Annotated in this window: 20 protein-coding genes, 1 tRNA gene, 2 pseudogenes and 1 riboswitch; of the genes and pseudogenes, 14 read left to right on the top strand and 9 right to left on the bottom strand. The window is 36.2% G+C overall.

The window, feature by feature from the left end; all coding sequences use genetic code 11:
- Positions 1-85 precede the first annotated feature (85 nt).
- From C1A06_RS13105 to C1A06_RS13090, 4 genes are read left to right on the top strand one after another with little or no spacing between them, the layout of a single operon-like run.
- A complete protein-coding gene (locus tag C1A06_RS13105) occupies positions 86-766 on the top strand; it encodes a DUF5715 family protein (RefSeq protein WP_101690669.1) in 681 nt (226 codons plus the stop codon).
- Complete coding sequence (gene truA / locus C1A06_RS13100) at positions 763-1,518, top strand: tRNA pseudouridine(38-40) synthase TruA (RefSeq protein ID WP_101690668.1); 756 nt, start codon at positions 763-765, stop codon at positions 1,516-1,518. Before C1A06_RS13105 ends, truA begins: the two co-directional genes overlap by 4 nt.
- Positions 1,518-2,657: a Na+/H+ antiporter NhaA gene (gene nhaA, locus C1A06_RS13095; protein WP_101690667.1), complete on the top strand. Its 1,140-nt coding sequence runs from the start codon at positions 1,518-1,520 to the stop codon at positions 2,655-2,657. The genes truA and nhaA overlap by 1 nt, the downstream gene beginning before the upstream one ends.
- Before the next feature lie 6 nt (positions 2,658-2,663).
- A complete protein-coding gene (locus C1A06_RS13090) occupies positions 2,664-3,563 on the top strand; it encodes an EamA family transporter (RefSeq protein WP_101690666.1) in 900 nt (299 codons plus the stop codon).
- Between the two features lie 109 nt (positions 3,564-3,672).
- On the opposite strand, the gene C1A06_RS13085 is transcribed toward C1A06_RS13090, so the two are convergent.
- The 4 genes from C1A06_RS13085 to lepA all read right to left on the bottom strand — a co-directional run bounded on the left by C1A06_RS13085 (position 3,673) and on the right by lepA (position 8,757).
- Positions 3,673-4,341, bottom strand: coding sequence for a B3/B4 domain-containing protein (locus tag C1A06_RS13085; RefSeq protein WP_101690665.1), 669 nt, complete (start codon positions 4,339-4,341; stop codon positions 3,673-3,675).
- Between the two features lie 55 nt (positions 4,342-4,396).
- On the bottom strand, positions 4,397-6,289 hold the full coding sequence (gene speA / locus C1A06_RS13080) for a biosynthetic arginine decarboxylase (protein WP_101690664.1): 1,893 nt from the start codon (positions 6,287-6,289) through the stop codon (positions 4,397-4,399).
- 183 nt (positions 6,290-6,472) lie between these two features.
- Positions 6,473-6,967: a flavin reductase gene (locus C1A06_RS13075; protein WP_101690663.1), complete on the bottom strand. Its 495-nt coding sequence runs from the start codon at positions 6,965-6,967 to the stop codon at positions 6,473-6,475.
- Between the two features lie 2 nt (positions 6,968-6,969).
- Complete coding sequence (gene lepA / locus C1A06_RS13070; RefSeq protein WP_101690662.1) at positions 6,970-8,757, bottom strand: translation elongation factor 4; 1,788 nt, start codon at positions 8,755-8,757, stop codon at positions 6,970-6,972.
- A gap of 228 nt (positions 8,758-8,985) precedes the next feature.
- Between lepA and asnA the strand changes: the two genes are divergently transcribed.
- Positions 8,986-10,023, top strand: coding sequence for an aspartate--ammonia ligase (gene asnA, locus C1A06_RS13065; RefSeq protein WP_101690661.1), 1,038 nt, complete (start codon positions 8,986-8,988; stop codon positions 10,021-10,023).
- 122 nt (positions 10,024-10,145) lie between these two features.
- A tRNA-Ser gene (locus tag C1A06_RS13060) sits at positions 10,146-10,230 on the top strand.
- A gap of 219 nt (positions 10,231-10,449) precedes the next feature.
- On the opposite strand, the pseudogene C1A06_RS15375 reads toward C1A06_RS13060, so the two are convergent.
- Positions 10,450-11,037 (bottom strand): annotated as a pseudogene (locus C1A06_RS15375) (AAA family ATPase); the annotation flags it as partial.
- Between the two features lie 23 nt (positions 11,038-11,060).
- Between C1A06_RS15375 and C1A06_RS13050 the strand changes: the two are divergent.
- The 8 genes and pseudogenes from C1A06_RS13050 to cbiD all read left to right on the top strand — a co-directional run.
- Positions 11,061-11,333, top strand: a pseudogene (locus C1A06_RS13050) (sirohydrochlorin cobaltochelatase); the annotation flags it as partial.
- A 129-nt stretch (positions 11,334-11,462) separates the two neighbouring features.
- Positions 11,463-11,665: riboswitch (cobalamin riboswitch) on the top strand.
- 162 nt (positions 11,666-11,827) lie between these two features.
- Positions 11,828-14,191, top strand: coding sequence for a TonB-dependent receptor plug domain-containing protein (locus C1A06_RS13045; protein WP_101690658.1), 2,364 nt, complete (start codon positions 11,828-11,830; stop codon positions 14,189-14,191).
- A 12-nt stretch (positions 14,192-14,203) separates the two neighbouring features.
- Positions 14,204-15,463: a DUF4374 domain-containing protein gene (locus C1A06_RS13040; protein WP_101690657.1), complete on the top strand. Its 1,260-nt coding sequence runs from the start codon at positions 14,204-14,206 to the stop codon at positions 15,461-15,463.
- Positions 15,464-15,544: 81 nt separating this feature from the next.
- Positions 15,545-16,258, top strand: a complete 714-nt coding sequence (locus C1A06_RS13035; RefSeq protein WP_101690656.1) for a precorrin-2 C(20)-methyltransferase — start codon at positions 15,545-15,547, stop codon at positions 16,256-16,258.
- Positions 16,255-17,382 (top strand): ABC transporter substrate-binding protein, encoded by a 1,128-nt coding sequence (locus C1A06_RS13030; RefSeq protein WP_101690655.1) that lies wholly within the window; start codon positions 16,255-16,257, stop codon positions 17,380-17,382. The genes C1A06_RS13035 and C1A06_RS13030 overlap by 4 nt, the downstream gene beginning before the upstream one ends.
- Positions 17,383-18,414 carry an iron chelate uptake ABC transporter family permease subunit gene (locus C1A06_RS13025; protein WP_101690654.1) on the top strand — a complete coding sequence of 344 codons (1,032 nt, stop codon included), beginning with the start codon at positions 17,383-17,385 and terminating at the stop codon, positions 18,412-18,414.
- Positions 18,414-19,415 (top strand): ABC transporter ATP-binding protein, encoded by a 1,002-nt coding sequence (locus C1A06_RS13020; protein ID WP_101690653.1) that lies wholly within the window; start codon positions 18,414-18,416, stop codon positions 19,413-19,415. Before C1A06_RS13025 ends, C1A06_RS13020 begins: the two co-directional genes overlap by 1 nt.
- Entirely contained in the window at positions 19,412-21,232 is a 1,821-nt protein-coding gene (gene cbiD, locus C1A06_RS13015; RefSeq protein WP_101690652.1) for a cobalt-precorrin-5B (C(1))-methyltransferase CbiD, read from the top strand. Before C1A06_RS13020 ends, cbiD begins: the two co-directional genes overlap by 4 nt.
- On the opposite strand, the gene C1A06_RS13010 is transcribed toward cbiD, so the two are convergent.
- From C1A06_RS13010 to cobT, 4 genes are read right to left on the bottom strand one after another with little or no spacing between them, the layout of a single operon-like run.
- Positions 21,226-21,837 carry a metallophosphoesterase gene (locus C1A06_RS13010; RefSeq protein WP_101690651.1) on the bottom strand — a complete coding sequence of 204 codons (612 nt, stop codon included), beginning with the start codon at positions 21,835-21,837 and terminating at the stop codon, positions 21,226-21,228. The genes cbiD and C1A06_RS13010 overlap by 7 nt on opposite strands.
- Positions 21,838-21,854: 17 nt before the next feature.
- A complete protein-coding gene (cobC, locus tag C1A06_RS13005; RefSeq protein WP_101690650.1) occupies positions 21,855-22,373 on the bottom strand; it encodes an alpha-ribazole phosphatase in 519 nt (172 codons plus the stop codon).
- Entirely contained in the window at positions 22,370-23,131 is a 762-nt protein-coding gene (gene cobS / locus C1A06_RS13000; protein ID WP_101690649.1) for an adenosylcobinamide-GDP ribazoletransferase, read from the bottom strand. The genes cobC and cobS overlap by 4 nt, the downstream gene beginning before the upstream one ends.
- Before the next feature lie 3 nt (positions 23,132-23,134).
- Positions 23,135-24,172, bottom strand: coding sequence for a nicotinate-nucleotide--dimethylbenzimidazole phosphoribosyltransferase (cobT, locus tag C1A06_RS12995; protein ID WP_101690648.1), 1,038 nt, complete (start codon positions 24,170-24,172; stop codon positions 23,135-23,137).

Below are 24,172 nucleotides of genomic sequence, written 5' to 3'. Positions count from 1 at the left end.
TAAATATGAGTAACGAAGCAATCGGAGATTCCTGAAAAAAAGCTATCTTTGCATGTTTATTAGACATTCTGATTCAATAATTCCAATGAAATATAAAATATCGTATTTTTTGTGCTCTATATCTTTCCTTTTGTGCCTACATGCATGTAGTACGGGTTCTGCCGAAAATAAGGTTGAAGGAGATAAAGAGGCTGCACCGAAAGTGTATACACGTTTCAATAATAGCTATGCTAGAACTTTCAACGACTTGCCCGATCTGCATAATGAAGCTGCGGGTAGAATAGGAGTGAAACCTCTGGTAGCTCGTGCCGATACCGCTAAGTACGCAGACAAATTACAGCGTATCCCTCTTGAATTGGAGATTTATAAAGTAGATAAACTAACGCATTCAATTCCTTTTCTTGTGCCCGAAGCTGTTCAATTATTAACAGATATAGGGTTGAATTTTCGCGATTCACTAATCAGTAAAGGTATTGACCCTCTATATAAACCTATTATAACAAGTGTTACTCGTACCGATGAGGATGTGAAACGTTTATCTCGTAGGAACGTAAATGCTAGTGAGGGTTCTGTTCATCGCTGTGGTACGACTATAGATATATCATGGTCTCGATTCGAAAAATTGGATGATACTGACGAGCGAATTATAAGTGATGGTAAATTGAAACAGATTTTAGGGCAGGTCCTTCACGATCTACGTGAGCGCGATCGTTGTTATGTTAAGCACGAAAGAAAACAAGCCTGCTTTCATATTACAGCACGATGAGACGTTATTTCATATATTTGGCGTATAATGGAGCGGATTATTGCGGTTGGCAAAATCAGCCTAATGGTATAGCAGTTCAGCAAAAGATAGAAGAAGCTTTATCGATGCTACTTCGAGAACCGGTTCCGATTGTTGGAGCTGGACGAACTGATGCCGGAGTTCATGCCAAATCGATGGCTGCTCATTTCGACTGGGAAGGTGAACTCGATTTAACGCTTTTATGTGATAAGCTGAATCGTATTTTGCCTAATGATATTGTGATACAATCTATACGTGAAGTTAAGCCGGATGCTCATGCTCGTTTTGATGCTGTATCCCGTTTGTATCGTTATTATGTGACTACAGAGAAAGATCCATTTCTGCATCACTTGAAATACAAAATTCATCATAGTAAGGCTATCGATATAGATATGATGAATGCTTGTGCTAAAGTATTGTTTGAATATACAGATTTTACAAGCTTCAGCAAATTGCATACCGATGTGAAGACTAATAATTGCGAGATAATGATTGCTCGATGGGAGCAAATAGGTTCGGATTATATTTTTACAATAAAAGCAAATCGCTTTCTACGGAATATGGTTAGATCTATAGTCGGTACTTTACTAGAAGCTGGACGAGGCAAACTCGATGTTGAGGGGATGCGTCGAGTGATAGAAGCAAAAAATAGAAGCTCTGCTGGAGCATCTGTTCCAGGACACGCTTTGTTTTTAGAAGAAGTTGAATATCCTAACGATATATTTATAGAATAATGCAAATTAAAGGAACACTCAAATCATTTATCAATAGCGAAAAGTCGGGAGGACTCGTACTTATCGTTTGTACATTACTTTCTCTTTTATTAGCCAATTCTCGTATAGGACAAGAATATTTGGCCATCTGGGGATTCGAGATTGGTGGTCATCATTTCGAGCATTGGATAAACGATGGCTTGATGGCTATTTTCTTCTTGTTAGTGGGATTAGAGCTTGTGCAAGAAGTGTACGAAGGGCATCTAGCCAGTCTTCGTATAGCGATGCTACCCATTTCGGCTGCTATTGGAGGAATGCTTATTCCAGCTTTGATTTATGCCGTATTTAATGCAGGAACACCAACTCAGTCCGGGTTTGGTATCCCTATGGCAACAGATATAGCCTTCGCTCTAGGTATCTTATCTCTGCTAGGTAAACGGGTACCCCTATCGTTGAAAGTGTTTCTAACAGCTTTGGCTGTGATTGATGATCTTGGAGCCATTATTGTTATTGCAATATTCTACTCGACTGGAATAGCATGGGCAAATCTACTGATATCGTTAGGCCTTTTCGCTCTATTGATGGTGTTAAATAGAGTCTTCAAAGTTCAGAATCTGATTCCATACATACTTGGAGGTGTCGTTATGTGGTACTTTATGTTGCATTCGGGTGTGCATGCCACTATAGCTGGAGTTTTATTAGCAATAACTATTCCTTTTAAGAGAAAAGATCCAAACTGCCCATCAATGAGAGTACAGAAGTGGTTGCACTATCCGGTTGCATTCTTTGTATTACCAGTTTTCGCTTTAGCTAATACAGCTATAACGATTGAAGGTGGCTGGGATCAGGCTATTGGTGAACCATTCGCTTTAGGTATCATCTTCGGCTTGGTTATAGGCAAGCCAATCGGTATAACACTATTTAGCTTTTTATCTGTGAAACTAAAACTATGTAGATTACCTGATAAATTGAAGTGGAAAGAGCTATTAGGAGCAGGTATGTTGGGGGGTATTGGTTTTACAATGTCAATATTTATAACCCTGTTAGCTTTCGATGATGCATTACATATCAATGAATCTAAATTGATGATTATGTTGTCCTCGCTCGTGGCGGCAATAATAGGTTTCGGTTGGCTTAATGCTGTCCTAAAAAAAGATTAATAAATAATGTGGTTGATTTTAGCATTTGTATCGGCTTTTTTTCTCGGATGTTATGACATTAGTAAGAAAAAGTCGCTAGCAGGTAATGCTGTTATTCCAGTATTATTTCTCAATACTGTCTTCTGTACATTGATGTTACTACCACTGTTAGTTACGTCAAGATTTTATCCGAATGTGATTTCTGATACAGTCTTTTATGTACCGGATGTTTCTCTACAAACTCATGGGTTTATTTTTATCAAGTCGGTAATCGTTTTAGCTTCATGGATATTAGGTTATTTTGCCATTAAGCATTTACCGCTAACACTGACCGGTCCGATTAATGCAACAAGACCAGTAATGACTCTTGTTGGGGCAATGTTGATTTTCGGTGAAAGACTGAACCTTTATCAATGGATAGGGGTATTGTTGACTATCGTATCATTTTACTTTTTATCTACTTCGAGTAAGAAAGAAGGTATCAATTTCAAGCATAATAAGTGGGTTGTCTTTTGCTTTTTAGCATCTATGCTGGGAGCAATGAGTGGTTTGTATGACAAGTTTTTAATGCAGCAATTTAGCTCTACAGCTGTACAATTCTGGTTCAATTTCTATCAGGTTATACTCATGGGAATAATCATGCTTGTGCTGTGGTATCCCAAAAGAGAACGAACGACGGCTTTCAGATGGCGTTGGAGTATTCTTTGGATATCTGTTTTTCTTACAGCTGCCGATTTTGTCTATTTCTATGCATTAACAGATCCCGATGCTATGATTTCGATTGTGTCAATGGCACGCCGAAGTAGCGTATTGGTATCTTTTGCAGGAGGAGCGTTGTTATTTCGTGAAGGTAATCTCAAAGCGAAAGCTTTTGATTTGCTTTTGATTCTTATCGCTATGATATTCTTATACCTTGGAGCATCGTAGTTGCGTACGATGCTCTGATCCAAAGTATATATTATTGCACTTCGCTTTTCAAAGAACGTTTTATAGTATTGATAAACTTCTTTGGAAAATATAGCTTTTGGCTTGACAATTATTGGAAATATATGATGGAGATATTTTTGGCATCTACGTATTTCTCCAATAAGTATTCCATATGATTAACAGCTTCTTCTAAGCCTTCTTTACCAGAATATCCATTGATGATTCCTAAGAACTGTTTAGTGTCTAAATCTATTTTAGTACGCTCGTTATCGCTTGTGGGTGTACCAATGCCTCCAACGGAATCACGATAAATAGGTAGGCCTTCAATATTTAATATGCCTCGTCCTATTCCTTCGTATGGTTCATCAGCTTTTCCAACACCAAGTATTAATTCTGTACCTTCTATTTTTGAACTATCAAAACCTCCAATAGAGTATCCCGATTTGATAGATACCAAATTTACGAGGTCTACCAACGTATCAATCTGATACAGCGGCATATTCTTTACAATGCGGCGCAATAGAGATTCGGATGATGGACGATAACGATTAGGGTCTTTTCCCAATTTTTTATAAACTGCTCTTGTCGCAGCTATAGAGTTAGTCTGTTTTATCGTCTCGAATGTATTTGTTGTAGCATATTCAGCTGTAAATAGATTTATTTCGTCCCAAAGCTCTTTATTGTATGCTGTATTCTGTACTGAAGCAAAGACTGCTGCTCCCGAGAATATGGGACAAGCTGTTCTGATCTCTTCCGAAACAGATATGTTAAGTGTCATTTTAGAAAAGTATTTAAATGAAAATCCCTTTCCGAAAAAAGGGATTTTATAATATTTACTCAAGATATGTGTAACCGTAGAGTCCTGATCGGTAGTTGGATAGGAACTCTTTTCCCTCGTCAACCGTTATCGATCCTTGTTTAACACAGCTCGTTACCCAAGTTTCAACAGTACGAACAAGTTTCTTTGCATTATATTGAGCGTAATCCAATACTTCGGCAACAGTCTCGCCATCAATCATTTGTTCTATCTTGTAACCTTTGTCATCTACCGAGATATGCACTGCATTCGTATCTCCGAATAGATTGTGTAGGTCGCCAAGTATTTCCTGATAAGCTCCTACAAGGAAGACTCCTAAATAGTAAGCGTCATTTTTCTTTTTCGCATGAACAGGTAGATATTGTGTCTGACTACCATTTGAAATGAAGTTTTCGATCTTTCCGTCCGAGTCGCAAGTGATATCTTGCAGTGTAGCCGTGCGATCAGGTTTCTCGTCCAATCTATGAATTGGAATAATAGGGAAAACTTGGTCGATTGCCCAAGAGTCTGGTAGTGATTGGAATAAGGAGAAATTGCAGAAATATTTATCAGGAAGCAGTTTAGATAACTGCTTCAATTCTTCAGGAGCATGCTTAGCTCGTCCTGCTAGTTGATAAATTTCGCGGGCGATTGAGAAATACAGACGCTCAATCTGCGAACGTGTTTTTAGATTCAACATCCCCAAGCTGAATAAATCTAACGACTCTTCACGAATCTGTTGTGCATCATGCCATGCTTCCAGCATACGTGTTTGGCTCAGGTTATCCCATATATCATAAAGCTCTTTTACTAGCTCGTGTGCATCTCCGTTTATTTCTTCATTTTCATCCCATTCTGGCAAAGTAGCTGTCTCCAACACTTCGAATACCAATATGGAGTGATGTGCAGTCAGTGAACGACCAGATTCGGTAATAATATTAGGGTGGGGGATATTGTTCTTGTTGGCAGCATCTACCATTGTCGATACCGAGTCATTTACATACTCTTGTATCGAATAGTTTACGCTACTTTCACTATATGAAGAACGTGTTCCGTCATAATCTACACCTAGTCCGCCACCTATGTCAACAAACTCGACATTATATCCTAGTTCATGTAACTGAACATAGAATTGTGCTGCTTCACGAAGAGCTGTTTTGATACGGCGTATTTTTGTTACTTGGCTACCAATATGAAAATGAATCAAACGTAACGATTCTTGCATATTATTTTTTTCCAAGTAGTCTAGTGCTTCTAGTACTTCGCTCGAGTTCAGACCGAATTTACTTCCGTCACCTCCCGATTCTTCCCATTTGCCACTTCCAGAGCTAGCGAGTTTGATACGCATTCCTATATTAGGGATGATTTTCAATTGCTTGGCAATTTTAGTGATTAGGGCAAGTTCGTTTAATTTTTCAACAACGATAAATATACGTTTGCCCATCTTCTGAGCAAGTAGAGCTAACTCAATGTAGCTCTCATCTTTGTATCCGTTGCAGATGATCAATGAATCTGAGTCAGTATTAATTGCAATAACTGCATGAAGTTCTGGCTTCGAGCCAGCTTCAAGTCCAATATTGAATTTCTTACCATGACTAACTAACTCTTCCACTACTGGTCGCATCTGATTTACCTTTATCGGGTAAATTATGTGATTCTGAGCTTTATACTCATATTCCTCAGCGGCTTTTTTGAAGCACATTGATATTTTTTCGATACGATTGTCCAAAATATCTGGAAATCGCAACAGCACAGGTGCTTCTATGTCACGCAATTGTAACTCATCAAGCAATTCTTTCAAATCAACACTAACCCCGTCTTTACGAGGAGTTACTGTTACATTTCCTTTTTCGTTAACCGAAAAATAATTGATACCCCATCCCCCAATGTTATAGAGTTCAATAGAATCTTCGACGCGCCATTTTCTCATTTCTTAAAATAGTCAAAAATATTAGTTATTAATAGTCTAATAGTTACATAAATATGTAGTTGTATAATGTCTTTTATCAGCTTGTTGGCCTTTAAAAAGTAACACTTGTATACAAAAAAAACTTGTTTTATAGCCGCATCCTTTTTTATTTTAAAGATTTGGTATAAAATGATATAGATAATTTTATTTCAAAATCTTAGTTATCTCTGCTATATACAGATAATGGAAATCTTTTTCGGGATACCATCTGTCAATAATTGATTTATCTAAAAATGAATCTTCTGTTATTCGCTGTACGAATAGTTTCTTTACGAAAATTGTTGTCTCAGCTTCTTCAAAGTATGGAATTCCATCTTCCATAAGTACATGAAATCCTACTTTTTCAATTTTGTTTTCATCACGCCCCGAAATTTTACCAAGATATCCCAATTCTTTGAGATACTTTTTATCGAAGAATGTCAGAGAGAATGTTTCAGCACTGTCAACAAATTCTTTCGTATAGCGTTGCGGTCGTATTACTACATATGCAACATCTTTATTCCACATCACGCCCAGTCCGCCCCACGAAGCAGTCATTGTATTGACTGTCCCATCAGGTTTTGCAGCTGTAATTAACATCCATTTGTTTTTCAATTCAAATGGATTAAGTTTTACGTCTTTTGTAGATACTTCTTTCATTATTAGTCTAGCTTCAATACAGCTAGGAATGCTTTCTGAGGTACTTCAACATTACCTACCTGTTTCATTCGTTTCTTACCTTCTTTTTGTTTTTCCAGAAGTTTACGTTTACGCGAGATATCACCTCCATAACATTTCGCAGTAACGTCTTTACGAACAGCCTTTATCGTTTCGCGAGCAACAATTTTCGCCCCTATAGCTGCTTGTATAGCGATGTCAAACTGTTGACGAGGTATCAATTCCTTTAGTTTTTCGCACATACGACGACCGAAGGTAACAGCATTGTCAACGTGAGTCAGTGTTGATAGAGCATCGACCGATTCTCCATTCAATAATATATCAAGTTTTGCAAGCTTCGATTCGCGGAAGTCATGCATGTGATAGTCAAACGAAGCATATCCTTTCGAGATGCTTTTTAGCTTGTCGTAGAAATCGATAACGATTTCGGCTAATGGCATATCGTATGTAATTTCGATTCGGTCGCCCGAAATATATTCTTGTTTCAGAAGGACACCTCTTTTTCCAAGACAAAGAGTCATGATTGGCCCAATATAAGTTGTATTGGTAATGACCGAAGCGCGTATATATGGTTCCTCTATATAATCGATTAGAGTTGGATCAGGTAAACCTGCTGGATTATGAACTTCTGTGACGTTTCCTTTCTTATCGTGAACCAGATAAGAAACGTTTGGAACAGTTGTTATAACATCCATATTAAACTCACGGTCTAGTCGTTCTTGGATAATTTCCATATGCAGCAATCCTAAGAATCCGCAACGGAAACCAAATCCTAGAGCAACGGATGACTCAGGTTGGAACGTTAAAGAAGCATCATTCAATTGGAGCTTCTCTAGTGAAGAACGAAGGTCTTCGAAATCTTCAGTTTCGATAGGGTATACACCGGCAAAGACCATTGGTTTTACTTCTTCGAAACCTTCAATTGCTTTTTCGCAAGGTCTAGCAACATGAGTAATTGTGTCACCTACCTTCACTTCCTTCGATGTCTTAATACCTGATATGATATAACCTACATCTCCACAGCCTACCTCATTTTTAGGTAACATACCTAGTTTTAGAACTCCAATTTCATCAGCGTCATATTCCTTACCCGTATTGAAGAATTTAACGTGATCACCTTTTTTGATAGATCCATTGACTATTTTGAAGTATGCAATGATACCTCTGAATGAGTTGAAAACAGAGTCAAATATCAATGCTTGAAGTGGTGCTTCTGGATCTCCTTTCGGAGCAGGTACTGTTTTGATAATTGCTTCCAATATATCGTATACGCCAATACCCGTCTTGCCGCTGGCACGAATTATATCTTCACGTTTACAACCTAATAGTTCAATGATTTGATCTTCTACTTCTTCAGGCATAGCATTGGGTAAATCCACTTTATTCACAATCGGAATAATTTCCAAATCGTGTTCAATTGCCATGTAGAGATTTGATATAGTTTGGGCTTGAATTCCCTGAGTCGAATCGACAATTAATAATGCACCTTCGCAAGCTGCTATGGAACGTGATACTTCGTATGAGAAGTCGACGTGTCCCGGAGTGTCAATAAGGTTGAGGGTGTATTTCTCGTTGTTATACATATACTCCATCTGGATAGCATGACTTTTAATTGTAATACCCCGTTCACGCTCTAGGTCCATGCTGTCTAGAACCTGAGCTTGAAGGTCTTTACCTTCAACGGTTTTGGTGTATTCCAATAATCTGTCGGCCAGAGTACTTTTCCCGTGGTCGATATGTGCTATGATACAAAAGTTACGAATATTCTTCATCGAAATATGTATGGAGTTATCCTTATAATTTACATTTAGTTTAAGAGTGCAAAGATACATAAAGTTATGGAAAAATTACTACTTAATTGTTATTCAATCAATTTGTATTTATTGAAACTTTTATATATGTCAGAATAATGTTAAAATGTGAAATGTATTTACAAAATGTATTGTTGTTTGCTATATTTGTATTCGAATATGATATTTGTAAAACGATAATAATATAAAATGAGCTATTTAATTAAACCGAAAGACTATCATTCTAGTCTCGACTTAAAACAAACAGAGTTGGCAATCAAGTTGATAAAAGACTTTTTCCAACAAAATCTATCTTCAGAGTTAAGGTTAAGACGTGTTACTGCGCCTTTATTTGTTTTAAGAGGAACAGGTATTAATGATGATCTGAATGGGGTAGAGCAAGCAGTTCGTTTTTCGATTAGGGATATGGGTAGCGATCAGGCTGAAATTGTACATTCTCTTGCAAAATGGAAGCGTTTGACGTTAGCCGACTATAAGATTTGCGAAGGATACGGAATATATACAGATATGAATGCAATACGAGCTGATGAGGATTTAGGTAACTTACATTCTTTGTATGTAGATCAGTGGGATTGGGAATTGGTGATGTCAGAAAAAGACAGAACGATTGATTTTCTGAAAAATATAGTTCGTCGTATTTATGCTGCAATTGTTCGTACAGAATATCTTGTGTATGAGATGTATCCACAGATTAAACCAGTTCTATCTCAGGATATTACTTTTATTCATGCCGAAGAGTTACTTCAACGTTACCCTGATTTAACTGCAAAAGAACGTGAGAATAAAATTACGGAAGAATTGGGTTCTGTATTTATTATAGGTATAGGTGGTAAACTAAGTGATGGAAAACCTCATGATGGCCGATCGCCTGATTATGATGACTGGACTACTCGAAGCGAGAACGGTTATTATGGATTGAACGGAGACTTATTGGTGTGGAATCCTGTTCTAGGTCAGGCGATGGAGCTGTCGTCTATGGGGATACGGGTAAATCCTGAGGTATTGTCTAAGCAGTTGGCCGTTGCAGGCAGAGAGGCTGATAAAGAACTGTATTTTCATAAACGATTACTGAATGGAGAATTACCTCAGACAATTGGCGGTGGAATAGGACAGTCAAGATTATGTATGTTCTTCTTGCGTAAAGGACATATTGGCGAGATTCAATCAAGTATTTGGCCAGAGGAGATGCGCATTGAGGCAGGCCAATTGGGTATGTCTTTGATTTAATGAATTTTGATATTCTTATATGCAAAAAGATGAAAAAAAAAATCAGATTTCTTTTGCACATGAGAAAAAACTACATATCTTTGCAACGCTTTTAAGGAAAAGCAATGATGCTGAAAAGCATTGGAGAGATGGCAGAGTGGTCGATTGCGGCGGTCTTGAAAACCGTTGAAGTGAGAGCTTCCGGGGGTTCGAATCCCTCTCTCTCCGCTGAAAGATTTAGAAAAACAAAATAAAAGCATGTGAATTAAATATTCACATGCTTTTTCGTTTTAAGAGTTGAGTTGCGAAATTTACAGTAGCTTGTTTATCAGACGATAGCTTCTAAATATTGATTCTTATCTCCGCTAATTATATCATTAAATGTTTCCATCTCTGTAATCTTATTTTGTATAATGTATGAAAATATAGAGCAATAAATATGTCAAATTATAAAGTTACATACTCCACTTCATACGCTTCTGTTTTCTGGGGCATTTCCAGACTGTAAAGCATCTTATCCAAAACATTTTCGGACAGAGGATATTCTCTATTTTGGTTTTGATTTCGCCAGATTTTATACGGTTTCTCAATGTATGTAATAGTTACATAAGCATCATAATCTACAAATAAGTCAACAAGCTACTTTCGCATCAAAGTTGTAATATTGAAAGCATTCCATATAAAGTCCTGCCCTTTTCTAAGATAGACTCTCGCTTGTTCCTTTGTTTCTTGCACTACCCAACCATTTCTTTTTTTATTAGTCGGACTGATCTTATATTTTCTGCGTATAGCATCCAAACTAATTATGGGAATATCCAAATTAAGCGAATTTATATAATAATCTTTCTCCATACCCGGAAGTCCTGATAAGAGAATTACTTTCGATTTGAAATTCTCGAATGGAGCATAATCGGCATAAGCATTTTTAGTGTTGAAGTAATGCTAACGTTCAGCCAACGATGCAAATTCACATTCACTATCCCAACATTTTAGTTCTTTGCAAAAGAGTTCAAACATATCAAGCGAGTAAAGTAAACCATCTAAGCCATTACAGATAAGGATATACTCATATCCTGATTCAAAGTTCGAATATTATTGATGGTGTGGAGACGGAAGCACTACGTAAAGATCTAGCTTCAGTCGAACCGTTTTTCAAAGAAGTCCGAATTGGTACACCATTACTATATCATGTTTCACATTTTGAAAAGGTTGTGGATATACTGAAAAAAGAATGTCCAACTAAAGGAGAGGTAGTATTGGCTGGTCATGGTACATATACTCCAAGTACAGCTAGTTATGCTATGCTTGATTATATGTTTAAAGATAAAGGAGCTATTTTTCCTTTAGTTATAAATACAGGTTTGCTCCAATCCACATTCTTTATGTACCAGAGTGAAAATAAACCCAATATTATATCAATTACTTTTGATCAATTTTTAGTTTATATCGACTAAACGATTATCTTTGCATATGATTTTGGTGTCACATTCTGTATTCACAGATTGTGATGAAAAGGGAATCAGGTGAAAATCCTGAACAGACCCGCTGCTGTAAGCTCCGCCAAAGTCTTTGAACAATACTCAAAACCACTGTTCATTTGTGAATGGGAAGGGCGTTCAAAGATGGAGTAAGTCAGAAGACCTGCCAAAATATTAGTTATAAAGCTTTCGTGGAATAGAGCTGACAACAAGACTTTAGGATTCAATCCATTTCTTGCGAAATCAATATTATTGATGCAATTCAGCCATTAAGTATTTAACCAAGGTTATTTCGAATACACGTTAGTTTTATTTAAAAGATTTTAGATCGTATTTTAAATAAAACAATGGTGAAAAAATTCTTTATTATTTTATTTTACTTATTAGTAAGTGTATCATTCTGTGCCCAAAATAGGAATGTTTTATTGCATGGTAAAGTATCCGATATCAATAATAAACCTATTTCTGGAGCAAGTATAATAGTCAACGAAGATTTACTATTTGTAACCAAGGACGATGGTTTCTTTGAAGGTAATATTCCCCCTGGATCTTGTACAATGACAATTGTTTGTTTTGGCTATGAGACCAAACAAATAAGTATTGAGATAACCAAAGATACAGAATATAACTTCAAAATAACTCCCCAAATACACGAACTGTCGACTGTAGAAGTTAAAGGGAAGTCTAAAATACAACGCCTTCAGGAAAGTGCATATTCAGTCAATGCTCTCGATATAAAGTCTAAAGTTAATGAGTTAAATAGCCTGAAATCTGTCATAGGTAAAAGCATCGGCATAAGAATCAGAGAAGATGGTGGAGTCGGCTCAGACTTTGAATTGTCTATAAATGGATTATCAGGAAACGCCGTAAAATATTTTGTTGATGGTGTTCCATTATCTGCTATGGGAAGTGAAATAAATCTTGCCAACTTTCCTATAAATTTAGTAGAACATATAGAAATCTACAAAGGTTTTGTTCCATCCGAATTGGGAGCAGATGCATTAGGAGGAGCTATTAACATTATAACAAAAAAGAATGTGAAAATATATATAGATGCATCATATGGTATCGGTTCTTTCAACACTCATAAAGCAGATTTTAATGCTCAGTATATAACCCCCAAGACAGGAATCATTATACGCCCTTCATTTGGAGTCAACTACTCGAAGAATGATTACAAAATGAAAAATATTGAGCTTTGGGATATTGATAAAGAGGAGTTTATGCTAAAAAATGCTAGCCGATTCCATGATGATTACTTCTCTCTTTTAGGGCAGTTAGAGTTTGGAGTAATGAATAGAAAATGGGCTGACGCATTTTTACTTTCAACATCATTCGCAACAATGAATAAAGAATTGCAAACCGGAATAGTTCAAAGTATTGTGTATGGAATGGCTGAAAAAGAAAATAAATCCTATAGAATATCAGGAAATTACAAGAAAAATAATTTTATACTGAAGAATTTATCAACGGATATTTCTTTCTCTCATACATGGGATCATTCTATTGTAATAGACACAGCTTATAGACAATATAAATGGGATGGAACAAGTACACCATCATCTCGTAATGAAATTTTAGGAAAGGGGAAATCAAAAAAACATACTAAACGTCCTTTGACAGTTGGGCGTATTAACCTAAACTATAGATTATCAGACATACATTCTCTTAACTTAAATTATTTGCTAGATCATGTATCCAACGATCGATATGATAAAATTGACACGGAATTTAAACCCTCGAAAGATAAATTTACAAAACATGTGATAGGTTTATCTTACACACAAACTTTTTGGAATGATAGATTATCAAACGTAGCTTTTCTGAAAAACTATACAAGTCAGTTAAGTATCGACCAGAATGACTTCTATTGGATAACCGGAGCAACAGATATAGCCAAATCCACAACAACTAACAAATTAGGCTACGGTATAGGTTCTAGATTTCGATTAACAAACTATCTAGCAATAAAAGCATCGTTTGAGCACAGCATAAGACTACCTCTTGCTAGAGAAGTATTAGGCAACGGAACAACCGTATTTGCTAATTTAAAGTTGAAACCCGAAAATAGTAATAATATAAATATAGGACTTTTGAGCGATGTCAATTTAGGCAAGAATCACAATCTTGGCTATGAATTCGGATTTTTCAATAGACATGTCAAAGATTATATTCGTTTTCAGGCAAGTCCGAGTCAAGATATTGCAGGACAATACGAAAATCGAAGTAATGTTACGGTAATAGGAGTGGAGGGAGAAGCACGGTATAGCTATATGGATCTGCTCCAAGTGATAGTAAATTGTAGCTACCAACGTTCGAAAGATAAAACCCGATTTCAGACAAATGGAAAACCATCTATCACATATGATAATAATATACCCAATCTTCCCTGGCTATATAGCAATCTGGAAATAAATGTAAGAAAACAAGACGTACTTGGGATAAAAGCCAACCAATTGAAACTAGCATATTACTTTCAATATGTCCATTGGTACTATTTTACGTGGGAAGGTTATGGAACATTAGAAAGTAAATCGACAATTCCTACTCAATGCATAAATAATGCATCCTTAACTTATTCGTTGAAAAACGAGAAGTATAATATTTCCTTAGAGTGCAACAATATATTCAATCGCTTGGTATATGACAATTTAAAGCTTCAAAAACCAGGTAGATCATTTTTCTGTAAATTCAGACTATTCATTAATTAAATAATAAAAGTAATGAAAAATTTAAAATTACACATCTGGCTATTAACAGCCTTTATTAGTTCTAGTTTAACATTTTTAGCCTGTTCTGATGATGATCCAACTCCCAATCCAACTCCTGGACCAATAGAAAATGGACATTTTGATATTTGGGTATCTATAGGAAGTACCTCAGGAATGGGATCTACAAATTCTCAATTGGTAAAGAATCTAAATACATTAGAGAAGCAAGAGACTATAGATTTTAACGGAACAGGAGTAGATATAACTGCTAAGTTGTATCAAGAATCGATAATCAAAGGATCATACTATTATCAGGTCCCAAGAGAGAAAGATCGTATTGGAAAATATAAAATAACAAATAAAAACTACGAAATCGTCAAGGAAGTTGCTTTTAAGAACAACACTTTGAAAGACCGACGTTATTCGCATGCATGGATTTCAGATAATACTCTTGTTCTGATTGCGGCCAATGGGGATGCCAGTAAAGTGATATGGATAAAAGTAAATACAGACAACATGACTATTATGGATGAAGGTGAATTAGACTTACCTACGTTGCCTGCAGGAGGAAAGTTTAGTACATCGGGGATTGCCAGCTATCGTAAAGCAGACAATAGAATTATATATAGCTATGTGAATAATAAGGATAAAACACATTTCTATGTAGCTTTCATTAATCCGGAGAACATGTCTGTCGAAAAAACAGCAGAAGAAAATCGAGCTGAATTTATGGCTGGAACAGCCTATGGAGAATTGCTACAAAGTAAATCTTTCTTTGACATCGAAGGAAACTATTACTTGGCTTGTAATACTGTGCGTAAAGGAGCTCCTAGTACAACTCAGCAAGATGGATCACTTCTTCGTATTAAAAAAGGAGAAACAGATTTTGATAAAAGTTATTTGGGCTTCCAAGGCAAAAATTACTCAAGAGGAAAAATTATTACAGCAGAATTCTTGACAACCGGCAAAGCTCTTCTTTATATTCAAGATCCTAAACACACCGGAGCTGCCAATTGGGGAAATGATTATAACTGTTATTACGCAATTCTTGATCTTAACACCGATCATCTGACTGAACTGGCTCTGCCATATTCTTCAGGAACATTTTCGCAACGATCATTAGTCTTAAACGATAAAGCGTATATTGGTGTAAATCCAAAATCAAGTGCTCCTTGTATATACATCTATAATATAAAAAAGGGAGACTTAACTAAAGGACTGGAAATTCAGGAAGGTTATTCCTTTGATCGTATAGTTGCTCTAGAAAAATAAAATAGATCTATCTGAAAACTAGAATCGTAGTATCTCATATAGGTAACAATATGATGTACTACGATTAATCATAAAGTAAAGATGAACATAATATCGTTTGTATCCTTGGGACCTGGAGATCCAGAATTAATAACTCTAAAAGGATTAAAAATATTGCAAGATGCAGATGTAATCTTAACTCCTTCTACGAATAGGATTGGAAATGAAGTAGTATCTCGTTCGAAAGAGATCTTGTCAGCATTGGAAATAGATGAAGAAAAGATAAAATTATTCCATATTCCTATGAGCAAAGAACGTTTAGATACATTGAAAAATTATGAAGCCATTGCTATGTTGGCTGCAGAATATTATTCAGATGGTTTAAAAATCGCTATTGTAACTGAAGGCGATTCTGGATTCTATTCATCAAGTCAATATATCAATGAGGAATTGATGAAGCTTGATATTCCTACACAACGGATTGGAGGTATTCCTGCATTTATATCTTGTGCTGCTCTTGCAAATATCCATATAGCAAAACAAGAAGAACAACTGGTTGTTATTCCAGGAAAAATAGATTCAAATGAATTAATCTCCTATTTGAATTCCAGTAAATCCATTGTTATAATGAAACCTTCATTAAGCGAAAGTGTCATTAAAGAGCTCATCTATTCGGAAAACAATATTGATCATCACTATTTTGAGAATGTTGGTATTATAGGAAAAGAGTACTACACAACTGATAAAAAAGCAATTATAGGTAAGAAGTTTCCTTATTTCTCGTTACTAATCATTCAAAATAATTCTTCTATATGAAATACTATATTATACTATTCTTAGGTATTACTCTATTAATTTCATGTAACCCAAACAAAAAAGGAACTGAAGAAAAAATAGAAAATAATGGAAATCTATTTGAAGTTAAATATGCCAAAGGATTTCAAGTCTCTGATCATGGCAATTTTAGACTAGTAGACATCAGCGATCCTAGCAAAGAAAGTGATATTACGTACAAATACGCCTTATTAGAAAGAGGAAGTTCGAAAGAAGGTATACCATCGGATTATACAATCATAGAGACTCCTATAAAAAGTGTTATTTGTATGACAAATTTACAGCTATCTAATTTTATAAAATTAGATGCTCTGGATAAAGTTGTTGGCATAACAAGTACACGTTTTTTGTCGAATAAACAAATCAATGAACAACTGAAAAATGGCAAAACTAGTAGAATAGGAATAGAAGGAGAATTTGACAGTGAAATAGTGATAGCTCTTGATCCCGATCTGATTCTTGTTTCGCCTTTCAAAAAAGGAGGATATGATGCTATTCGTAACTTGGACATTCCCCTAGTTAGCTTTCTGGGCTACAAAGAAACTAGTCCACTAGGGCAAGCCGAATGGATAAAGTTTACGGCAATGCTTCTTGGCATGGAAGAACAAGCTGAACAGCAATTCGAAGAAATAGAAAAAAGATACATTGAATTACAAGCATTAACAAAATATATAGCAAAAAAGCCTACTGTGCTGAGTGGCGAACTACATTCAGGGAATTGGTATGTAGTAGGAGGTAAAAGCTATTTAGCCCAGCTTTTTAAAGACGCTGGAGCAAATTATTTTATGCAAAACGATAATGAATCCGGAGGGTTTTATGTAGACTATGAAACTGTTTACTCACAAGGGTCTAATGCTGATTATTGGAGAATCGTAAACAGCTATAATGGCGAATATAGCTATGATGTGCTTAAACAAACTGATGCTCGATATACAGATTTCAGAGCATATAAAGAAAAGAAAGTGATCTACTGTAATCTGCGCGAAAAAGCTTTTTATGAGAATACACCGGTAGAACCTGAAGTTGTTTTAGCTGATTTGATAAAAATTTTCCATCCTAGTTTGTTGCCTAATCATACTCCGGTTTATTATGAATTATTGAAATAGATGAAACGTCATAACATAGCCTTCATATCCATACTAGGATCAATATTTTGCTTTTTTATCCTAAATTTAATTCTAGGAACAGTCTCCGTTCCTTTTTTGTCAACTTGGAACATTTTGTTTGGTATAGGTGATGAGCCTGTAATATGGCAAAATATAATCTGGAAATCAAGATTCCCTCAAACTCTGACAGCTTTAGTTGCCGGAGCAGGCTTATCCATCAGTGGATTGCAGATGCAGACTGTATTTAGAAATCCGTTAGCAGGCCCATCTGAGTTAGGAATAAGCTCAGGAGCTAGCCTTGGCGTGGCTTTGGTTATTTTACTATCAGGAAGTATCGGTGGTACAGCATTGAGTAAACTCGGATTTTTCGGCGAGATTGCTGTATCAGTCGCAGCCATTGCAGGAGCTATGCTGGTTATGTCTGTTATAATGGTTATTTCTCAGCGCATACAAGGCAATGTTATTTTGCTGATTATGGGAGTTATGATCGGATATATTGCTACTGCAATAATTGGCGTTCTAAAGTTTTTCAGCAACGACGAGGATGTACGCGCTTATGTCATTTGGGGATTGGGAAGCTTTGCTAAAGTATCGGGTAATCAAGTTTACACATTTGCATGCATAATGGCGATACTAATACCGTTATCTTTTCTATTGATAAAGACTCTAAATCTTATGCTTCTGGGTGAAAGATATGCCCGTAATCTGGGATTAAATATTCGCCGATCACGTCTAGCCGTTATAGCTAGTTCGTGCGTAATTACGGCTATTACCACAGCATATTGTGGCCCTATTGTATTCCTTGGCCTAGCAGTACCTCATCTCTGTCGTATGATATTCATTACATCAGATCATCGGATATTGATGCCTGCCGTTACTCTTACTGGAGCTTCATTAGCTTTATTTTGCAATCTGATTGCCCGTATGCCTGGTTTTGAAGGAGCTTTGCCTATCAATTCGGTAACAGCATTAATCGGTGCTCCTATTGTGATTTCTGTTTTGTTTGGAAAACGTAAGAATGAATTAATGTAATGGAAAAAAAACAAAAAACGATAGAAATAGAAGAGCTTTCGATAGGTTATCTCAGTAAAAAGAATCGGAAAACTGTCGCCGAAAATATTAACTCGACCATATTTAGTGGTGAACTGACTTGTTTGCTTGGAGCTAATGGTATTGGAAAATCTACCTTGATGAGAACTATAACAGCATTTCAGCCGAAACTATTTGGTAATATCTATATTAAAGGTAAAGAGATTGAAGATTATACAGAGAAAGAATTAGCAACATTAGTGAGTGTGGTTCTTACCGAAAAATTTGATATCAAAAATATGACGGCTCGCGAGCTAATCGGTTTAGGGCGTAGTCCATATACCGGATTTTGGGGCAGTTTGTCTGAAAATGACAAGAAGATTGTAGACAAAGCAATTTCTTTGGTAAAGATAGAGAATCTTTCATCGCGAATGATTCATACATTAAGTGATGGCGAACGACAAAAAGTAATGATTGCTAAAGCTCTGGCTCAGGAAACACCAATTATACTACTAGATGAGCCAACTGCATTTCTTGATTTTCCCAGCAAAGTAGAGATGATGCAACTACTTCATCAATTATCACGCAAAACCAATAAAACGATATTTCTTTCGACCCATGATTTAGAATTAGCCTTACAGATTGCCGACAAAATATGGTTGATGGATAAAGAAAATGGGATTAAAATTGGCACACCCGAAGACCTTTCGTTGGATGGGAATCTTAGTCATTTCTTTGCCCGTAAAGGTATTATTTTCGATACTGATACCGGATTGTTCCGTGTTTCTAATGACTGTGAAAAAGAAATAAGAATGACAGGTCACGGACAATTATTTGCAATGGTAAGAAAGGCTCTGCTGAGAGAAGGAATCATGGTGTCAAGAGAAACTGATTCTGATCCATATATTGAAATAAAAGAGCAGCGAATCAATCTTCATTATTCTAATGGGCAGGTTAAGGTATTAGATACAATTGAAGAATTATTAAGGCAAATTGAACTATGATCTTAATATTTGGAGGAACAACAGAAGGCAAAAAAGCTTTAGCTGTATGCGAAGAAGCTGCAAAGCCATTTTATTATTCTACTAAAGGCGATTTACAAAAGGTTGAAACAGCCCATGGTATACGCATAACAGGAGCGATGGATCAGGATAAAATAACATCTTTCTGCAAAGAGAATAGCGTACGTCTGATTATAGATGCTGCTCATCCTTTTGCAGAAAATCTTCATCAAAATATTGCTCTTACTTCAGAGGTATTAAATATTCCGGTTGTCCGATTAGAACGTAACTATCCTGAACATGATAAAGATTCACTATGGTTCGACACTTATCAGCATGCTATTGATTATTTAGCAGATCAAAAGATAAACAACCTGTTAGCTCTCACCGGTGTAAATACAATAGCCAAATTGAAGTCATACTGGGAGAATCATAATTGTTGGTTTCGTATTTTGAATCGCGAAGAATCGCTAACTATTGCAAAGTTGCAAAGTTTTCCTCCAGAAAAGCTATTATTCTATAAAGAAGACAATGATGAATTAGCATTATTCAAATCTTTAAGTCCCGAAGCTATAATTACAAAAGAAAGTGGAGAGTCTGGAGGTTTTGAAGCTAAAATTAGGGCTGCTCGTCAGTTGAACATACCTCTTTTAGTTGTTAAGCGACCTATTTTATCTTCCAGATTTATATCTGTTTATGGAGAGAATGGACTACGAAAATCGATCGAAAATCTAGTGCCTGATTTTTTCGAGTTAAGAACAGGATATACTACAGGTAGTTGTGCTACTGCTGCAACAAAAGCCGCTTTTACAATCTTATTGACGGGAGAAGAACAAAGTGAAATAAGTATAACTTTGCCTAATGGTGAATGGGTAAAATTGCCCATTTATAAAATGACTAAAAAGAATGACCAAGTAACATGCTCTGTTATAAAAGTATCGGGGGACGATCCCGATATAACCAATGGTCACGAAATAGTATCGACCGTAATGTTTAATTTAGACCACAAAGGTGTTCGTTTCTTACATGGAGAAGGGGTTGGTAGAGTTACTTTACCCGGATTAGGACTTCCCATAGGAGATCCTGCAATCAATCGCACACCTCGAATGATGATGAAACGTGAACTATACAAGGTAATGTGCCATTATCAAGATAAATTGCCCTTAGGCTTCAAGACGGGAATTGATGTGACAATATCTGTCCCTGATGGCAAAAAACTCGCTCTTAAAACCTTTAATCCAAAGCTTGGTATTGTTGACGGAATATCTATTATAGGAACTTCGGGAATTGTCAAGCCTTTCTCATCCGATGCATTCATAGCATCAATCCGAAGGGAAATGCAGGTAGCTAAAGCGTTAGAATGTGAACATATAGTTATCAATTCGGGGGCAAAAAGTGAACGCTTTGTAAAGCAGCTTTATTCCAATCTATCAACTCAGGCTTTTATTCATTATGGTAATTTTATAGGAGAAACGATAAAAATAGCGTCCGAGCTAGATATAAAAAAGCTTACGATGGGTATTATGCTTGGCAAAGCAGTAAAATTGGCTGAAGGATCATTAGATACTCATAGCAAAAAAGTCGTAATGAATAAAGAGTTCTTAAAAAGTATAGCACAAGAAGCCAATTGCAATACCTCAATAATCAATGCTATTGATGGTATCACCATGGCACGTCAACTTTGGAATATTATTCCTCAAAGAGAAAGCCGATATTTCTCTTTGATATTGAAGAAGTGTCATGCTGTTTGTTCTCCTCTATTTACAAAAGGAGAACTGGAAATATTATTGATTGATGAAAAAGGAAATATTATTCAATAATAATTAGTCTGTTTGAAACAATTTTGCTGCATCTGCTTTTTTATGATGTTTTTTACTTGATAATAAGATATTGGACGGAAACTATTGCCATCAACTCCTACATCATATTGCTGTGCAAATAATTTTGTGTTCAAAGTTTTAAATTCTGGAAGTTCCCGGGTGTGGATATGTCCAAATAATTGCCAGGATCCTTCGTGGAAATTATTCCAGTCAAACATTGGATAATGACAGAGAACAATCTTTTGATATTGGTATTCTATTGCATCAAAAATTTCTATTTCAAGCAGATCATGTATTTCCGTAAATATATCCTGTAAAGTTCCGTACTTAAAAATCGTATCATGGTTACCCCTCATCAAAATTTTTGTTCCATTTAGCTGGCTAAATATTTCAAGAATACGTTTATCATCAGTTTCTCCAATATCTCCTAATACAAATATTAATGCGTCTATTGGAACAGTATCATTCCAATTTTTGATTAAAATATTATCCATCTCTTCAACACTATTGAATGGACGCTTATTGAAATCAAGAAGCCATTTATGACCGAAGTGGATATCAGAAGTAAAAAATATTTTATCAGCGGCAGTTTCAACTATTTTCACCAATTTACAACAACTATTTAAAATTCAAACTGAACCATTTCGCCATAACGAGGCATCAGATCAAAAGTCTTTTTTATATCAGCCTGATTGAAATATACACGGGCACAACTGATAACACCTCCGTGCGTAAAAACTAAGACCGACTTATATTGCTTTGATTTTAACTCATCAAAAAACTTAGATACCCGATTATACATCTGCATAAATGACTCTCCGTTAGGTGCTGGCGGATTTACCCAATCTTTGTCCCATATAGACATATCAATATGATCCCACATTCGGGTTTCCCAATCACCGAAATGCAGTTCTTTCAACCTGTCATCCAATACGGCATCTTTGAAATCACAAAAATGAGCTAATTTTCGACAACGAGAAAGAGGGCTGCTAAATGAAACATCTGCTTCTATACTTCCTATATTCGATTTCACAACCCTTGCTTCATCTTCGAAGGAGGGTTTCAAAGGTACGTTTGTCTGGCCATAACACATACCCTGCGGAACATCGACAGCGGTATGACGAACTAAATATATTTTCATAAAACTAGATTTTGATAAACGATAACAATTCCAAGATATAACGACAGCTCACATAATAAAAACATAGCACCACAACAATCGCCCGTATATCCTTGTATTTTTCTTTTCATCAGCATTACTAATCCAGAAAAAGTGAGGATTGGGAATATGACAGCCAATAGCCACTTCAAATCAGGAGCAAGGAGCAATGGCAATAATCCAAAGAATGAAGATAAGAACAGAGCTTTGAAAGACATATTTTGATATACCGTACCCGATTTACTGGTCTCGGCTGTACGGGCATATATCAGAAAACGTGTCATTAGTGAACTTATATATTTACATAACGGGTCTGCCATTAGTATTGACAAGCAAGCCCATTGTAACGATAGCTGCGACAACAATGAATAGAGTAAAAGAAAATAAAAAATAAGGCTGATAACTCCATATGTACCAATATGCGAGTCTTTCATGATAGCCAATATTCGTTCTTTTGTATTTCCACCTCCAAAGCCATCAAAGAAATCGGCCAAGCCGTCTTCATGCAATGCTCCTGTTATTAATATGCGAATTAATAGGGCTATAATTATTGCAGCAGAATAGGGTAGAACCTGAGAAGACAACCATAGACATGCAGCCATTACTCCCCCTGTTAGCCATCCTGCTACTGCCCAATAATTAATCACCTGACTAAAATATTCGGGAGCTACCTGAAAAGCTTTCAGACGCCAAAAGGGTAAACGGGTAAAAAACACCAAAGCTGCTGCAATATTCTTCATTGACTAGAAATATTTTGTAACCTCTATTTCCTTGAATGTATTCATTTCATTGATCATGTGAATTGCCGATTCAATAATAGGGTAGGCGCATAATGCCCCAGTACCTTCGCCCAACCTTAATCCGAGGTTTAAGATTGGCTTTGCATTAAGATAATCTAATACCAATTTATGTCCAGCTTCATCACCTTGATGTCCAAAGATAGCATAATTCAGTACTTCTTTATTTATTTTTGATGCCACTAATATACAGTTAGTCATGATGAAGCCATCTACTAAAATGATCATCTTCAATTCTGCGGCCTTCAACATAGCTCCAACAGTCATTACCATTTCGTAACCACCAAAATATCGCATAATATCTATCGCTGATGAATCGCCTTTGTAGTTGTCCATTGAAGCTTTCAGAACCTTATATTTATGTTCAATTATACTTCCCGTATGATCGCATCCAGCTCCTATACACTTCCTTAAAGGGATCCCCGTTAGATAGGTCATCCATAGAGAAGAGGATGATGTATTTGTAATACCCATTTCTCCGAAGCTTATCACATTGCATCCCTCATCGTAGCAACGTTGTACACATTCGGCGCCTCGTTCGATAGCCAGCTCTGCTTCTTCAAGTGTCATTGCAGCTTCGTGCAGATAATTACGGGTACTTTTGCTTATCTTCATGTGGATAATAGGATCTTCAGGATTGAAATCAAAATTGACCCCCGAATCTACAACCTTAAGATCGAAATGATGTTGACGAGCTAAAAAATTGATACCAGCACCACCATTCCAAAAGTTAGCAATCATTTGATATGTAACTTCCTGCGGAGATAGACTAACGCCTTCGGCTGCAATTCCATGGTCACCGGCAAATACGATATGACACGGATTTGTCAACTTTGGGCTCAATGTTTGTTGTATCCAGCCAATTTGTAATGCAAGGTCTTCGATCATGCCAAGTGAACCTTTAGGCTTAGTAAGGTTATCTATTTTTTCTTGTAAGTATTGACGAATATCGTCCTGTGGTCTTTCGATATTAAAATGTTTCAT

This window comes from Dysgonomonas massiliensis (assembly GCF_900240225.1).
Taxonomy (GTDB): domain Bacteria; phylum Bacteroidota; class Bacteroidia; order Bacteroidales; family Dysgonomonadaceae; genus Dysgonomonas; species Dysgonomonas massiliensis.
The sequence above is the reverse complement of the archived record's forward strand: the minus strand, read 5'-3'. Positions and strand labels throughout refer to the sequence as shown.